This is a genomic window from Pseudomonas sp. I3-I5 (genome assembly GCF_022699445.1).
Lineage (GTDB): Bacteria > Pseudomonadota > Gammaproteobacteria > Pseudomonadales > Pseudomonadaceae > Aquipseudomonas > Aquipseudomonas fulva.
This window is the reverse complement of record NZ_CP093940.1, coordinates 4,180,001-4,195,226: the sequence shown is the minus strand read 5'-3', so window position 1 is coordinate 4,195,226 and position 15,226 is coordinate 4,180,001. Positions and strand designations below refer to the sequence as shown.

Annotated in this window: 16 protein-coding genes and 1 rRNA gene (1 of these 17 only partly in view); 9 read left to right on the top strand and 8 right to left on the bottom strand. The window is 60.0% G+C overall.

Going from position 1 to position 15,226, the window contains the following annotated elements:
• The first annotated feature begins 314 nt into the window (after nt 1–314).
• From MOP87_RS18825 to MOP87_RS18810, 4 genes are all read left to right on the top strand, one after another.
• Nucleotides 315–908 carry an aminodeoxychorismate/anthranilate synthase component II gene (locus tag MOP87_RS18825; RefSeq protein WP_027913644.1) on the top strand — a complete coding sequence of 198 codons (594 nt, stop codon included), beginning with the start codon at nt 315–317 and terminating at the stop codon, nt 906–908.
• Between the two features lie 9 nt (nt 909–917).
• Nucleotides 918–1,967, top strand: a complete 1,050-nt coding sequence (gene trpD, locus MOP87_RS18820) for an anthranilate phosphoribosyltransferase (RefSeq protein ID WP_145278973.1) — start codon at nt 918–920, stop codon at nt 1,965–1,967.
• Nucleotides 1,964–2,797 carry an indole-3-glycerol phosphate synthase TrpC gene (gene trpC / locus MOP87_RS18815; RefSeq protein ID WP_242809891.1) on the top strand — a complete coding sequence of 278 codons (834 nt, stop codon included), beginning with the start codon at nt 1,964–1,966 and terminating at the stop codon, nt 2,795–2,797. Before trpD ends, trpC begins: the two co-directional genes overlap by 4 nt.
• Before the next feature lie 136 nt (nt 2,798–2,933).
• Entirely contained in the window at nt 2,934–3,638 is a 705-nt protein-coding gene (locus MOP87_RS18810) for a lipoate--protein ligase family protein (RefSeq protein WP_027913647.1), read from the top strand.
• On the opposite strand, the gene crp is transcribed toward MOP87_RS18810, so the two are convergent.
• Nucleotides 3,635–4,279 (bottom strand): cAMP-activated global transcriptional regulator CRP, encoded by a 645-nt coding sequence (gene crp / locus MOP87_RS18805; RefSeq protein WP_027913648.1) that lies wholly within the window; start codon nt 4,277–4,279, stop codon nt 3,635–3,637. The genes MOP87_RS18810 and crp overlap by 4 nt on opposite strands.
• 187 nt (nt 4,280–4,466) lie before the next feature.
• Here crp and MOP87_RS18800 point away from each other — a divergent pair, with 187 nt between their 5' ends.
• Nucleotides 4,467–4,889, top strand: a complete 423-nt coding sequence (locus tag MOP87_RS18800; protein WP_023532673.1) for an OsmC family protein — start codon at nt 4,467–4,469, stop codon at nt 4,887–4,889.
• Nucleotides 4,890–4,925: 36 nt separating this feature from the next.
• On the opposite strand, the gene MOP87_RS18795 is transcribed toward MOP87_RS18800, so the two are convergent.
• The 5 genes from MOP87_RS18795 to hemJ all read right to left on the bottom strand — a co-directional run bounded on the left by MOP87_RS18795 (nt 4,926) and on the right by hemJ (nt 8,467).
• On the bottom strand, nt 4,926–5,966 hold the full coding sequence (locus tag MOP87_RS18795) for a hypothetical protein (protein WP_027913649.1): 1,041 nt from the start codon (nt 5,964–5,966) through the stop codon (nt 4,926–4,928).
• Nucleotides 5,967–5,975: 9 nt separating this feature from the next.
• The gene (gene coq7, locus MOP87_RS18790; protein WP_027913650.1) at nt 5,976–6,623 is read right to left on the bottom strand and encodes a 2-polyprenyl-3-methyl-6-methoxy-1,4-benzoquinone monooxygenase; all 648 of its coding nucleotides are present in this window, start codon (nt 6,621–6,623) and stop codon (nt 5,976–5,978) included.
• Between the two features lie 65 nt (nt 6,624–6,688).
• Entirely contained in the window at nt 6,689–7,027 is a 339-nt protein-coding gene (locus tag MOP87_RS18785; protein WP_027913651.1) for a histidine triad nucleotide-binding protein, read from the bottom strand.
• A gap of 64 nt (nt 7,028–7,091) precedes the next feature.
• Complete coding sequence (locus MOP87_RS18780; RefSeq protein ID WP_027913652.1) at nt 7,092–7,874, bottom strand: SDR family oxidoreductase; 783 nt, start codon at nt 7,872–7,874, stop codon at nt 7,092–7,094.
• A 167-nt stretch (nt 7,875–8,041) separates the two neighbouring features.
• Nucleotides 8,042–8,467 (bottom strand): protoporphyrinogen oxidase HemJ, encoded by a 426-nt coding sequence (hemJ, locus tag MOP87_RS18775; protein ID WP_023532455.1) that lies wholly within the window; start codon nt 8,465–8,467, stop codon nt 8,042–8,044.
• 141 nt (nt 8,468–8,608) lie between these two features.
• On the opposite strand from hemJ, the gene argC reads away from it, so the two are divergent.
• Together argC and erpA are read left to right on the top strand one after the other, a co-directional pair.
• A complete protein-coding gene (gene argC, locus MOP87_RS18770) occupies nt 8,609–9,643 on the top strand; it encodes an N-acetyl-gamma-glutamyl-phosphate reductase (protein WP_027913653.1) in 1,035 nt (344 codons plus the stop codon).
• 132 nt (nt 9,644–9,775) lie between these two features.
• A complete protein-coding gene (erpA, locus tag MOP87_RS18765; protein WP_023532751.1) occupies nt 9,776–10,126 on the top strand; it encodes an iron-sulfur cluster insertion protein ErpA in 351 nt (116 codons plus the stop codon).
• A gap of 63 nt (nt 10,127–10,189) precedes the next feature.
• Here the strand turns inward: erpA and MOP87_RS18760 are convergent, their stop codons facing one another.
• The gene (locus MOP87_RS18760; protein WP_242809890.1) at nt 10,190–11,281 is read right to left on the bottom strand and encodes an anhydro-N-acetylmuramic acid kinase; all 1,092 of its coding nucleotides are present in this window, start codon (nt 11,279–11,281) and stop codon (nt 10,190–10,192) included.
• A gap of 4 nt (nt 11,282–11,285) precedes the next feature.
• On the bottom strand, nt 11,286–12,707 hold the full coding sequence (locus MOP87_RS18755) for a peptidoglycan DD-metalloendopeptidase family protein (protein WP_027913655.1): 1,422 nt from the start codon (nt 12,705–12,707) through the stop codon (nt 11,286–11,288).
• 213 nt (nt 12,708–12,920) lie between these two features.
• On the opposite strand from MOP87_RS18755, the gene tyrS reads away from it, so the two are divergent.
• A complete protein-coding gene (gene tyrS / locus MOP87_RS18750; protein ID WP_027913656.1) occupies nt 12,921–14,120 on the top strand; it encodes a tyrosine--tRNA ligase in 1,200 nt (399 codons plus the stop codon).
• Between the two features lie 564 nt (nt 14,121–14,684).
• Nucleotides 14,685–15,226: ribosomal RNA gene (locus MOP87_RS18745) — 16S ribosomal RNA — on the top strand (it continues 995 nt past the right edge of the window).

The following is a 15,226-nucleotide window of genomic DNA, read 5'->3' as shown; positions in this document are numbered from 1 at the left end:
AACGGCGTGCATCGCACCTGATGCCATTCGTTTCCCAGTGTTTACGGGCATATTGCGCCCGTCGCCCCGGTAGGCTACTGTGCCGAGACGTATGAGCGAGACCTACCCTGTGTTGATCGTCAGCAAACTCTTGATGCGCGTTATCAAGGCCCACGCCCGTTGGCGTTGGCGCGCCTGACTTTATCCTCTGCCGGTTCGTCCGGCCCGCCCTTGTTTGCCTTCCTGTCTCAACGTCATTAGCGGCTAAGTTGCGCCTGCGACAGGTGCAGGAAGGTTCGAATCATGAAGTCAGTAGGTTCAAGAGGTTTCATTCGATGTTACTGATGATCGACAATTACGACTCATTCACTTACAACGTCGTCCAGTACCTGGGCGAGTTAGGGGCTGATGTACGGGTCATTCGCAATGACGAAATGACCATCGCCCAGATCGAAGCCCTGGCGCCGGAGCGCATCGTCGTCTCGCCTGGGCCCTGTACGCCGAGCGAAGCCGGTGTGTCCATCGAAGCCATTCTTCATTTCGCCGGTAAATTGCCGATTCTGGGCGTGTGCCTTGGGCATCAGTCCATTGGCCAGGCGTTCGGTGGCGATGTCGTGCGGGCACGCCAGGTGATGCACGGTAAGACGAGCCCGGTCCACCATCGCGACCTTGGCGTATTCAGCGGCCTGAACAACCCCGTGACCGTGACCCGCTACCATTCGCTTGTGATCAAGCGTGAGACGCTGCCTGAGTGCCTGGAAGTGACGGCCTGGACCGCACACGAAGATGGCTCGGTCGACGAGATCATGGGGGTACGGCACAAGACGTTGAATATCGAGGGCGTGCAATTTCACCCCGAGTCGATACTCACCGAGCAGGGCCATGAACTGTTCGCCAATTTCCTCCAGCAGACTGGCGGCCACCGCTAAGGAACGAATATGGATATCAAGAGCGCGCTGGGTCGCATCGTCGGCCATCTGGACCTTTCCACCGAGGAAATGCGCGGTGTAATGCGCCAGATCATGACCGGCCAATGCAGTGATGCGCAGATTGGCGCATTTCTGATGGGCATGCGCATGAAAAGTGAAAGCATCGACGAAATCGTTGGCGCGGTGTCGGTCATGCGGGAGTTGGCTGACAAGGTCGAACTCAAGACCCTGGATGGGGTGGTCGACATTGTGGGTACCGGCGGCGATGGCGCCAATATCTTCAACGTGTCTACGGCATCGGCCTTCGTCCTGGCCGCTGCCGGCTGCACCGTCGCCAAGCATGGCAACCGGGCGGTGTCCGGCAAAAGTGGCAGCGCAGACCTGCTGGAAGCTGCTGGCATCTACCTGAACCTGACACCCGTTCAAGTGGCCCGCTGCATCGACAGCCTGGGTATCGGCTTCATGTTCGCCCAGAGTCACCACAGCGCCATGAAACATGCCGCTGGGCCGCGTCGCGATCTGGGGCTCAGGACCTTGTTCAACATGCTTGGCCCGCTTACGAATCCGGCAGGTGTGAAGCATCAGGTGGTTGGCGTCTTCACCCAGGCGCTCTGCCGTCCTCTGGCCGAGGTGCTGCACCGCATGGGCAGCAAGCATGTGCTGGTGGTGCATTCCAAGGATGGGCTGGACGAGTTCAGCCTGGCTGCGCCCACCTTCGTGGCTGAATTGAAAAATGGCGAGATTTCCGAGTACTGGGTTGAACCGGAAGACTTGGGCATGAAGAGCCAGAGCCTTCATGGCCTGGCGGTCGAGGACTCGCAGGCGTCTCTGGCGCTGATTCGTGATGCGCTGGGTCGACGCAAGACCGAGAACGGCCAGAAGGCCGCCGAGATGATCGTGCTTAATGCCGGTGCAGCCCTTTACGCCGCAGATCACGCCATGAGCCTGAAGGCCGGCGTTGAACTTGCCCACGACGTGCTGCACACCGGGTTGGCCTGGGAAAAACTGCAAGAGCTGGGTGCGTTTACAGCCGTATTCAAGGTGGAGAACGAAGCATGAGCGTGCCAACGGTGCTGGAAAAGATCATCGCCCGCAAGTTCGAAGAAGTGGCTGAACGCAGTGCCCGCGTAAGCCTTGCCGAACTTGAGCAGTTGGCCAAGGCGGCCGACGCGCCCCGTGGTTTTGCCAACGCCATGCTGCGCCAGGCCGCGCGCAAGCAGCCAGCGGTGATCGCTGAAATCAAGAAGGCCTCTCCTAGCAAAGGTGTGATCCGGGAGCATTTCGTCCCTGCAGACATTGCCGTCAGCTACGAGAAGGGCGGCGCAACCTGCCTGTCGGTGTTAACGGACGTCGATTATTTTCAGGGGGCGGATGACTACCTTCAGCAGGCGCGAGCAGCCGTATCACTGCCGGTGATCCGCAAGGACTTCATGGTCGACCCTTATCAGATCGTCGAAGCCCGTGCCTTGGGTGCAGATTGCGTGCTGCTGATCGTGTCGGCGCTCGACGATGTGAAAATGGCCGAACTGGCGGCCACGGCCAAGTCGGTCGGGCTCGATGTGCTGGTGGAAGTGCACGATGGTGATGAACTGGAGCGCGCGCTCAAGACGCTGGACACGCCGTTGGTGGGGGTCAACAACCGTAACCTTCACACTTTCGAAGTGAACCTGGAGGCCACGCTGGACCTGCTGCCACGCATCCCCGCGGATCGGCTCGCCATTACCGAAAGCGGCATTCTCAATCAGGCCGATGTGCAGCTGATGAAAATCAACCGCGTCTATTCATTCCTGGTGGGTGAAGCGTTCATGCGGGCTGAGAACCCGGGGATCGAGCTCCAGCGCTTGTTCTTCCCTGATCAAGTGAAAAAGACCATCCAGCAACTGGACTGAATGAACCAAGCCGGCCATGTTGCCGGCTTTTTCATGGCTGCCATTTGGCTCATGGGCGCCCCAATGCCAGTCGTGCAGAGGCTGTGACGCTTACGATGATGGCCGCAGCCTGCGTAACTCAATTGAAGGTGAAGCAATGACTGACCAGCCTCTGGCCCTTACCGTCGAGCAAGGGCTGTCTACTGAACAGGACCTGCTGGCCGCCGTTTGCCGGGGCGAGCGCGATAACGGTGTGTTGTTCTGGCGCCCCATTGATCAGGCGCTGGTGATGCCTCGCAGGATGAGCCGGCTGGAGCACTTTGAAGCGGCGAGTTCGCAACTGGCTGGCACTGGATGGCCAGTGCTGCTGCGCGAGACCGGCGGCGAGCCTGTACCGCAGTCCCATTCGACGGTAAATATTGCCCTGGTCTATGCGGCCCCGCGCAGTGAGGGCGATCAGGGGCGTATCGAAAAAGCCTACCAGCGCTTGTGCCTGCCGCTGTGCGAGGTGCTGCAGGCGTGGGGGGGTGTCGCCTCGGTTGGCGAGATCGAGGGCGCATTCTGCGATGGCCGCTACAACGTCAACCTCAATGGCCGCAAGTTGGTGGGGACCGCCCAGCGCTGGCGCCAGAGCGCCGCAGGCAAAGGCCCGGTGGTGCTGGTACATGGGGCATTGCTGTTGGACAACGATCGCGAGGCGATGGTAGCCGCCGTCAACCACTTCAATACGTGCTGCAACCTCGAACAGCGATGCCGCCCCGATGCCCACATCGCCCTGCATGAGGTAGTACCGGCGGCGCCGTGGTTTGCACAGCTGTCGCAAGCGTACGCGCAGGTGCTGGCTGAGGTGCCCATCAGCTAGCGGGTGCCGTGTACCACCATGGTCTTGCCATTGACCTGGACCAGGCTGCGTTCTTCCAGGTCCTTCAGGACGCGGCCGACCATCTCCCGTGAACAACCGACGATTCGCCCGATTTCCTGGCGGGTGATCTTGATCTGCATGCCGTCTGGATGGGTCATGGCGTCGGGCTGCTTGCACAAGTCGAGCAAGCACCGGGCAACTCGGCCGGTTACATCGAAGAAAGCCAGGTCACCGACTTTGCGGGTAGTGTCGCGCAGGCGCTGGGCCATCTGGCTGCTGACGGCATAGAGCATGTCTGGCTCATGTCGTACCAGTTCGCGGAACTTGTCGTAGCTGATTTCGGCTACTTCGCATTCGGTCTTGGCCCGAACCCACGCGCTGCGATGCTGCTGCGACTCAACCGGTTCGAACAGCCCCAGCTCACCGAAGAAGTCACCGCTGTTGAGGTAGGCGATGATCATCTCATGGCCGTTTTCGTCTTCGATGAGGATGGTGACCGACCCCTTGATGATGAACGACAACGTCTGCGCGCGTTCACCTGCACTGATGATGTTGCTCTTGGCGCTGTAGCGCCGGCGTTGACAGTGCACCAGCAATTTGTCGATGTTCTTGATCTTTGGGGGTAGGGCAGAGGCTACCATCGCGAAATCCTGTTCTGTGCAGTCCATGGGCATCCATGGCAGCTGGCTGGAAAAACGCCATTCGATTGGCGCCAGCTTATCAGACACTACAAAATGTTTCGGCATTAAAGCGAGTCCTTACATGCTTTTCCCACAGCGGCACAACGACTAAGCTGACACCCTTTTTGCGAAATCAGGAGTTCGGGTGATGAAGGCACGTATCCAGTGGGCCGGTGAGGCAATGTTCCTTGGCGAATCCGGCAGCGGTCACGTCGTGGTGATGGATGGCCCACCCGAAGCCGGCGGCCGAAACCTGGGCGTCAGGCCGATGGAGATGCTGTTGCTGGGCCTGGGTGGATGCAGCAGTTTCGATGTGGTCAGCATCCTGAAGAAATCGCGCCAAGCGGTGGAGAGCTGCGAAGCGTTTCTTGAGGCCGAGCGCGCAGGTGAAGACCCGAAGGTATTCACCAAGATCCACATGAATTTCGTGGTAAAGGGCCGGGGATTGAAAGAGGCGCAGGTCAAGCGTGCCGTCGAGCTTTCGGCCGAAAAATACTGTTCAGCGTCGATCATGCTCGAGCGTGCCGGGGTCGAGATCACCCATGGCTACGAGATCGTGGAACTGGGTTGAGCAAAGGGCGCGAGCTGCGTGGCGTACCGGCGACCGTCAATGGCGCAGTGCTGGCAGCGTTGCGTATAGCCAGCCTGGCAGTGCGCTTCTGACCGACTGGCTCAACGGCTCCCGGTGTTTCTGGTAAAGCAGGCCCAGCCCTATGACGCCCAGGCCGATCAAGCTGACCAACACCGGGAACAGCAATGATTCGGCAAATACGTCATACGCCAGGTACCCCAGGTAGGCGGCAACGCCAAGTGCGCCGAACACCATGAAAACGGGCCTTCGCAGCAGCACTGCCACCCCCATGAGCACAAGGTTTATCAGGCAGTAGGTGGCTTTTCCCCATTCACTGCCGCTGTCGAGCATGGTCAGCCCACCCCAGAAGGCCGCCAGACCGGCAAGATAGCCCCAGTGGGCATAATCATGCCGTGTTCTGCCATCGACCAGCAGAAACACCAGCAAGGTCGCCAATCCGAACCACAGGGATACCTCCCGGCGTTGTTCCCAACTGAATGGCGCGCCGACTACCCACTCGGTAAGGTCCATCGACATGAACCACAGGGCAACGGCAATGGGCATGACGATAAACGGGTAGGGAACTAGGCGGAGCATCATCACACCTGCAAGAACGGTAGCGGCCTCCATGGCCAGCCAACCGCCTTGTACCTGGGTGTAGTACTGGTGGTAATCGGCTTGCACGTCATCGAGCGGCCACCAACCGAGCAATCGCTCCAGTGCGAAAACGGCCAGTGGCACGATACTGACCGCGGCTGCGGCCAGTACGCCGGCCGCAACGGGTTGTTTACGCTTCTGAAGGCTGAGTGCGACCAGGGTCAGCAACCCGATGTAGGCACTGGCCACGGCCAGCAACGCGGTGTCGCCGATGCGTAGCCATGCTTCATTGAGCAGCCAGCCCATGGCCCCCATGACCAGCAGTGCGCCGAAGTAGAACGCGCCATGGGCCAGCTGCAGGCTGCCCGTCGCACTATGCCGCTGGCTGAGAAAGGCTTGCAGGGCCTGTTCCTGGTCTGGCTGGAGAATCCCCGCCTCGACCGCTCGCGCCAGGTCCTTGGCGTCGAAACGTGTTGTCATGGCGAGCCTTCAGATGCGATAGGTGCTCTTTGTCATGACCTTGGCCAGCAGGCTCATGCCAAAACGCACAGGCGCAGGGAAGCGGTAGCCACCGGCTTGCAGTGCCGCATCGGCGTGCTGTTCTTCGTCGACGCGCATCTGCTCAAGGATGGCCCGGGATTTTTCATCTTCGGCAGGGATCTGCACCAGGTGCTCATCCAGGTGCTTGCAGACCTGGTGCTCGGTGGCTGCCACGAAGCCCAGGCTCACCTTGTCACTCACCAGCCCGGCAAAAGCGCCAATGCCGAATGACATGCCGTAGAACAGCGGGTTCAGGACGCTGGGGTGGCTGTTGAGTTGACGGATCCGTTGTTCGCACCAGGCCAGATGATCGATTTCCTCATCCGCAGCGCGCTCCATGGCCTTGCGCACTGACGGCAGCTTGGCCGTCAAGGCCTGGCCTTGATAAAGCGCCTGGGCGCAGACTTCGCCGGTGTGGTTGATGCGCATCAGCCCTGCCACGTGGCGTGCCTGCCGATCTTCGAGTTCGACGGCGGGTTTGACGATAGCCGGGGACGGGCGAGAGGGTTGGCCGCTGAACGGCAGCAAGGTGCGCATGGCGGTGTCGGCCTGCAGCAACAAGCGGTCGAGCGGGGAATAGTGACGTTCGGTAGCCATCGGGCACCTCCGCAAGAATGTGCCCGACAGTTTAACCCAATCGCGCTCGAGTCGCTTGCGGTGGATCAGCCCGGTGGCCAGTTCATCTGGCGCTGGCCGAGCACGTGCATGTGAATGTGGTAGACCGTCTGGCCACCTTGTTCATTGCAGTTCATGACCACGCGAAAGCCTTCCTCGCAGCCCAGCTCCTTGGCCAGGCGCTGGGCCGTGAACAGAATGTGCCCAGCCAGGCCCTTGTCTTCTTCGGTCAGGTCGTTGAGGGTGCGGATGTGCTTTTTCGGAATGACCAGAAAATGCACCGGGGCCTGGGGGGCGATGTCGTGAAATGCCAGAACCTGGTCATCTTCGTAGATGATCTTCGCCGGGATCTCTCGGTTGATGATCTTGAGGAATAAATCGTCCACAGCACTTGCTCCATGGTGAGGGTCCGGGCCGAGTGTACTCAGGCCGGAGCCGCTCGCCCAGCGACTATTCCATACCGGCTGGGCAATAACGCCGGTGAATCACACCTGCCAGCTTGCGCACCAGCCAGTTCGGCAGCAGCCGCGGGGCGATCGCCAGCCAGCGATTGCGTCGCCCCGGCAGGATCAGGGCGCGGTTGCGGGCGAGCGCGCGAACGGTGTACAGCGCCACTTCCTCGGGGCTGAGGCAGCGGCTTTTGCCTTCGAGCCGGGCTATGCGGCGCCGTGAGGAACGTACCGGTCCCGGGCACAGCACGGAGACCTTGATGCCTGTGGGTTTGAGTTCTTCGCGCAGGGCCTGGGAGAAATTCATCACGTAGGCCTTGCTGGCGGCATAGGTGGCCATCCAGGGCCCAGGGGCCACACCGGCCAGCCCGGCAACGTTGAGGATCTGGCCGCCGCCCTGTACCGCCATCAGATTGCCGATGGCATGACACAAGCGGCTCAGCGCCAGCACATTGACTTCGAGCAGGTCCTGTTCGTCGGCCCACTCATGGGCCAGGAATGGCCCGTAGGTGCGGTGACCGGCGCAGTTGACCAGCAAATCGATGCGTCGCTCGCCTTCTTCGAGCTCGAGAACGAACCCCGACAGCCTCAGCGGTTGGCTCAGATCGCACGCACGCAACAGCACCTCGACGCCGAAACGCTGGGCAAGCTCGATGGCGACCGGCTCCAGCGTTTCACGGTGGCGTGCGACCAGGATCAGGTTGCGCCCGCGCCGTGCCAGGGCCTCCGCCAGGGCCAGGCCCAGGCCGGTGGAAGCGCCGGTGATCATGGCGTAACGGGTCATGCAGGGCTCCTGGGGCCGAAGAGGGCATCTAGTGTACAGCTTGGCAGTGGTGGATGCTGCGTTTTGCTGGGCCGCCCAAGCCTGGGAATGAGCCGCTGCAGGGCCTGTCAGTGGCGCTTATGCCGATCGGCCGTTAGCGCTGCACCGCCCAGTGCTGGGCAACACCCTCAGAACGGTTTGACCACCACCAGGATGACGACCGCCAGCAGGATCAGCACAGGTACCTCGTTGAACCAGCGATAGTAGACATGGCTGCGGGTGTTGGTGCCGGCAGCGAAGCGTTTGCGCTGGGCGCCACACACGTGGTGGTAGCCGGTCAGCAGAAGCACCAGGGTGAGTTTGGCGTGCAGCCAACCCTGGCTCAGCCACCCAGGCGTGAGGTAGAGCATCCAGGCACCGAATACGTAGGTGGCGATCATCGCCGGGTTCATGATGCCTCGGTACAACTTGCGCTCCATGGTCACGAACCGGTCCTGGCTGATGCTGTCCTGGCTCTGGGCATGGTAGACGAACAGCCGTGGCAAGTAGAACAGGCCGGCAAACCAGCATACGACGCTGACAATGTGCAGCGCTTTGATCCATAGGTAGAGCATCGGGGCATTCCTTCAGGTATTCACGGTCGTCAGATAGTAGTGCCCAGGCGCCCTCAGGGACACCTGAAGTGTTGTGACAGACGCATCACGCCCCTATCATCGTGCGTTTTCCAGACGGCTCGTTGATAAGGGGCAAGCGTTATGATCAAGGTCGGTATCGTCGGCGGCACGGGTTACACCGGCGTCGAACTGTTGCGTCTGCTGGCTCAGCACCCACAGGCCGAGGTGGCGGTCATCACGTCGCGCTCGGAAGCGGGTGTAGCAGTGGCCGACATGTACCCGAACCTGCGCGGCCATTACGACGGCCTTGCATTCAGCGTGCCCGACAGCAAGGCGCTGGGCGCGTGTGACGTGGTGTTTTTCGCCACCCCGCATGGTGTCGCTCATGCCTTGGCGGGCGAGCTTCTGGCCGCGGGCACCAAGGTCATCGACCTGTCGGCCGACTTCCGCCTGCAGGACGCAGTTGAATGGGCCAAGTGGTACGGCCAGCCTCACGGCGCGCCTGATCTGCTCGACGGTGCCGTGTATGGTTTGCCCGAGGTCAACCGCGACAAGATCCGCCAGGCACGACTGATCGCGGTTCCGGGTTGCTACCCAACCGCCACTCAACTGGGTTTCCTGCCGTTGCTGGAAGCTGGCTTGGCCGATGCGTCGCGCTTGATCGCCGACTGCAAGTCCGGTGTCAGCGGTGCCGGACGTGGTGCGGCCGTGGGGTCGCTGTTCTGTGAAGCCGGTGAGAGCATGAAGGCCTACGCGGTCAAAGGGCATCGTCACCTTCCGGAAATCAGCCAGGGCCTGCGTCTGGCTGCGGGCAAGGACATTGGGCTGACCTTCGTCCCTCACCTGACGCCGATGATCCGCGGCATCCATGCCACCTTGTATGCGACCGTCGCCGACACATCGGTCGATCTTCAGGCGCTGTACGAGAAGCGCTACGCCAACGAGCCCTTCGTGGATGTGATGCCCGCGGGTAGCCACCCCGAGACCCGCAGCGTGCGCGGCGCCAACGTCTGCCGCATCGCTGTTCATCGTCCGCAAGGCGGTGACCTGGTCGTGGTGCTGTCGGTCATCGACAACCTGGTCAAAGGCGCTTCAGGGCAGGCCGTGCAGAACCTGAACATCGTGTTCGGGCTCGATGAGCGGATGGGGCTGAGCCATGCCGGCCTGTTGCCGTGAGCTGAAGAAGGCTTGCGGCAGGCTGCACTGATTCGCGACCTGCCCGTCGCCTATTGTTGACCGATTTTCTCGGGAAAGCGGATAATGGCCGTCATCGAGTTTTATGACGGCCACCGCGCCGGGAGAATCAACATGAGCGTCGAAACCTTCACCCCTACGGTTTTGGAATTTACCCACGGTGCTGCGCTGAAGGTGAAGAACCTGGTGTCCGAAGAGGGCAATGACCGGCTGAAACTGCGTGTATTCGTCACCGGTGGCGGTTGCTCGGGTTTCCAGTATGGCTTCACGTTCGATGAAGAAGTGGCCGATGACGACACCATCGTTGAGCGCGAGGGTGTTTCGCTGGTAGTGGACCCGATGAGCTTTCAGTACCTGGCCGGTGCCGAAGTGGATTACCAGGAAGGCCTGGAAGGCTCACGCTTCATCATCAAGAACCCTAACGCCGCCACTACCTGTGGCTGTGGCTCTTCGTTCTCGATCTGACGACATGCCCTCGTCAAGACGCCGCGCTCAAGCGCGGCGTTTTTCGTTGGGCAGATCAATGGCTCAAGCCGGATAGATGGCGCCCAGAACACGCAGGCCTTTGGCCGCTGTAACGCTGGGACGGTTGGCAGGTATGCCTTCGAGGCAGCAATGCGCCAGCCAGGCGAACGCCATGGCCTCGACCCAGTCAGGGTCTACTCCCTGTTCAGCGGTGCTGGACACCTTCACGCCAGGCAGGCCTGTTGCAAGGCGAGCCATCAAGGCGCCATTGTGCGCGCCGCCCCCACACACCAAAAGCGTCCTGGTGCCCTGCTGTGCGGTGCTCAGCGAATCGATGATGCTTTGTGCACTGACCTCCAGCAGCGTTGCCTGGACGTCTTCGTCGCGATAAGCAGGCAGGGCAGCGAGGTGGCTGTCCAGCCAGCGCAGGTTGAAGACTTCACGGCCTGTACTCTTGGGCCCACTGCCGGCGAAGAATGGGTCGGCCATGAGAGAGGCCAGCAGGGCAGGTTGCACAGCCCCACAGGCCGCCCAGGCGCCGTCGGCATCGTATGCCTGGCCGCGCTTGCGCTCGATCCAGGCGTCCATCAGGACATTGCCCGGGCCGCAATCGAAACCTCGGACCGGTTTGTCCTTGGCAATCAGGCTGAGGTTGCTGAAACCGCCTACGTTCAGGATGGCCAACGGCTGTTCGAGATGGCCGAACAGCGTTTCGTGGAACGCTGGGACGAGCGGCGCGCCCTGACCGCCGGCTGCTACGTCACGGCGACGAAAGTCAGCCACGACCGTGATGCCTGACAGCTCCGCCAGGAGCGCCGGATTGCCGATCTGCACGGTGAAACCTCGGGCAGGCTCATGGCGAATGGTCTGGCCATGGCTGCCGATGGCGCGAATGTCGGTGGGCTGCAAGGCGTGGTGGTCGAGCAAATCGAGTATGCCTTGCGCTGCCACCGCCGCCCACGCGTTTTCAGCGAGGGCGACCCGCGCCACTTCATCCGGCCCAGACGTGCACAGGTCAAGCAGCGCTTGCCGCAATTCCGTTGGCATGGGCAGGTAATGGGTGGCGAGCAGTTCGACGTGCTCGCCTTGCTCGATCAGGGCGATGTCCAGTCCATCCAGGCTGGTCCCTGACATCACGCCTAGGTAGAGGCCCATGGGCTCACCGTTTGTTCATGGCAAGTAGCGTGGCTTTTTCCTGATCCATGCGTGCGATCAGCGGCTGGCTTTGCTGCAGGAAACGCTGGCGCTCGTTCTTGGCGATCGGGTCGGACATCGGCACTTTCTGGCTCAGCGGGTCGACGTGCACGCCGTTGACCTGGAACTCGTAGTGCAGGTGAGGCCCGGTAGAAAGCCCCGTGGTCCCGATATAACCGATGATCTGGCCCTGCTTGACCGAACCCCCGGTCTTGATGCCCTTGGCAAAGCCCTGCATATGACCGTACAAGGTCTTGTACCGATTGCCGTGCTGGATGATCACCGTATTGCCGTAGCCGCCGCGCCGGCCGGCGAGCTCGATGCGGCCATCACCCGCAGCCTTGATGGGCGTGCCTCGCGGGGCTGCATAATCCACCCCCTTGTGGGCGCGGATCTTGTTCAGAATCGGGTGCTTGCGCCCGGCAGAGAAGCGAGAGCTGATGCGCGCAAAATCCACGGGTGTGCGAATGAAGGCCTTGCGCAGGCTGTTGCCATCGGCCGTGTAGTAGCTGGTGTTGCCTTGCTTGTTGGTATAACGCACGGCCGTGTAGGTTTTGCCGCGGTTGGTGAAGCGCGCCGAGAGGATATTGCCGGTCCCGACCACTTTGCCGTCCATCACCTTCTGCTCATAGACCACGTCGAACTCGTCACCTTGGCGAATATCCTGGGCGAAGTCGATGTCGTATCCCAGCACCTTGGCCATGTCCATGGTCAGGCTGTGGGACAACCCGGCGCGCTGTGCCGATGCGGAGAGCGAGCTCTTGATGACGCCATGGGCGTAGGCAGTGCGCACCACGGGTTTGCTGATTTCACGATTGAAGGTGTAGCCCTTGGCCGTCTTGGTCAGGCGGATGGTTTCCAGGTTGCCGACCTTGCTGTGCAAGCTGGCCAGCTGGCCTTGCTTGTCCAATTCGAACTGCAGGACCTGGCCGTGCTTGAGCTGGCTGAACTGCTTGGCCTGCTTGCTGCTGGCAAGAATGTCGTGGACGGCATTGGCCGGCAGTCCGACCTTGGCGAACAGCGTTGACAAGGTATCCCCGCTGGCAACGGTGACTTCCCGGTGGGCAGGGTCCTTGGCGGGCTGTGCGGCAGCTTCTGCCGGAGGGGTTTGCTGTTCGGCTTTCTGGGTGGATGCGGCCGCCTCATCGATCTGCGCAAACGGCGAGCCCTGCTCGCCGGATGCCTGCACCAGCGGCGCGGCGCGGGATTCGTCTTTCAGTTGCTCGGCTGGGGTTTCCAGCTCGAGGTTGAGGGTGGTTTTTTTGGCTTCCACGTCGCTGGATGGGAATACCAGCAATGCCAGGCTAAGCAGGGCGGCAATGCCGCTGGCGGCCAACAGGTGTGTTTTCGGATAAAGCGGAGGCGCTTTAGGCGGTTCGTTGGTCATGGGTAAGGAGACTTTGAAAAAGGTGAAATGGAATAGATGAATGACATGATGAAGATGAAATAACTGTATAAAATATAACCAAAACCATTTTCACGCAAGGGCGCGTAGACGCTGCGAGCACGTCCCCAGGTCACATTCCTTTGCAAAACTTGTATTTGACGGCCGATCTTGTATGGTTGGCTCCCCCTGAATCTGAGCCTTGCGGGTTTGTCTATGAAGTCGGTTGAAGAGCAGCTGGCGCTTATCAAGCGCGGTGCGGAAGAAGTACTGGTGGAGTCCGAGCTGGTTGAAAAACTCAAGCGTGGTCAGCCCTTGCGCATCAAGGCCGGTTTCGACCCTACCGCACCTGACCTTCATCTCGGTCACACGGTACTGATTAACAAGCTGCGCCAGTTCCAGGAATTGGGGCATACCGTGGTGTTCCTGATTGGTGACTTCACCGGCATGATCGGCGACCCCAGTGGCAAGAGTGCCACGCGTCCGCCACTGACCCGTGAGCAGGTGCTGGACAATGCCGAGACCTATAAACAGCAGGTCTTCAAGATTCTCGATCCGGCCAAGACCGAGGTCGCGTTCAATTCCACCTGGATGGATGCACTGACGCCCGCCGACTTCATCCGTCTGGCGTCGCAGTACACGGTCGCCCGTATGCTGGAGCGTGACGATTTCGACAAGCGCTATACCACCAATCAACCCATCGCCATTCATGAGTTCCTCTATCCGTTGGTGCAGGGCTATGACTCGGTCGCGCTCAAGGCGGATGTCGAGCTGGGCGGTACCGACCAGAAGTTCAACCTGCTCATGGGGCGCGAATTGCAGCGTGCCTACGGTCAGGAAGCTCAGAGCGTCGTGACCATGCCCCTGCTTGAAGGGCTTGATGGCGTCAAGAAGATGTCCAAGTCCCTGGGTAATTATGTCGGCATCCAGGAAGCGCCGGGTGTGATGTACAGCAAGCTCGTGTCGATTCCGGACACCTTGATGTGGCGTTACTTCGAGCTGCTGAGCTTCCGCTCCATGGAGGAGATCGATCAGCTGCGTATGGATGTGGCCAATGGGGCGAACCCTCGGGACATCAAGATCCAGCTGGCGGAGGAGATCGTGGCGCGGTTCCATGGGGAAGAAGCCGCAGCCAACGCTCATCGTGGCGCCGGTAATCGTATGAAGGAAGGCGAGTTGCCGGAAGACCTGCCCGAAATCGAAGTGACTGCAACCGAGGCGCTGCCGATTGCTGCAGTGCTCAACCGTGCCGGGCTGGTCAAGAACTCGGCGCAGGCGCGGGACCTGCTGGGCAGTGGGGCTGTGAAGGTCGATGGCGTCGTGGTTGACCGTGAGTTTGTAGTGGCACTGGGTGCGACCCATGTCTGCCAGGCGGGTAAGAAGTCGTTTGCGCGCGTAACGCTCAAAGCAGAGTAAGACGTTCGTTGTGCGTCTCTATATAAGCGGGGGAGGCCGAAGGGCGTCCCCCGCTTTGCTTTTGATTTATATGAAATTAAAGGTTGACGCGGTTTCGAATCCCCTTATAATGCGCCCCACTTCCAGCGACATCGGAACGCGAAACTCCTTGAGATTCAATGAGTTAGCTAGTTCGGGTTGTGCTGAAAGGGCTACGATCGAATAGATCGGCGGCGGTTGAGAAGAAGGTTGACAGCGTGTTGAAACGCTGTAGAATTCGCCTCCCGCTACGAGAGATCGAAGCGAGTCAAGTGGTTGAAGTTGAACGAGTTTCTCGAAACAAACTTCAAAATAAACGCTTGACAGGCAGTGAGGAAAGCGTAGAATGCGCGCCTCGGTTGAGACGAAACACTCTCAGCCAAACGCTCTTTAACAAATCGAATCAAGCAATTCGTGTGGGTGCTTGTGAGTACGGACTGATAGTCAGAAAGATTATCAGCATCACAAGTGACCATGCGAGAAATCACATAGTCATTTGAGATTGCTGAGCCAAGTTTAGGGTTTCTTAAAAACCCAAGCAGTATTGAACTGAAGAGTTTGATCATGGCTCAGATTGAACGCTGGCGGCAGGCCTAACACATGCAAGTCGAGCGGATGACAGGAGCTTGCTCCTTGATTCAGCGGCGGACGGGTGAGTAATGCCTAGGAATCTGCCTGGTAGTGGGGGACAACGTTTCGAAAGGAACGCTAATACCGCATACGTCCTACGGGAGAAAGCAGGGGACCTTCGGGCCTTGCGCTATCAGATGAGCCTAGGTCGGATTAGCTTGTTGGTGAGGTAATGGCTCACCAAGGCGACGATCCGTAACTGGTCTGAGAGGATGATCAGTCACACTGGAACTGAGACACGGTCCAGACTCCTACGGGAGGCAGCAGTGGGGAATATTGGACAATGGGCGAAAGCCTGATCCAGCCATGCCGCGTGTGTGAAGAAGGTCTTCGGATTGTAAAGCACTTTAAGTTGGGAGGAAGGGTTGTAGATTAATACTCTGCAATTTTGACGTTACCGACAGAATAAGCACCGGCTAACTCTGTGCCAGCAGCCGCGGTAATACAGAGGGTGCAAG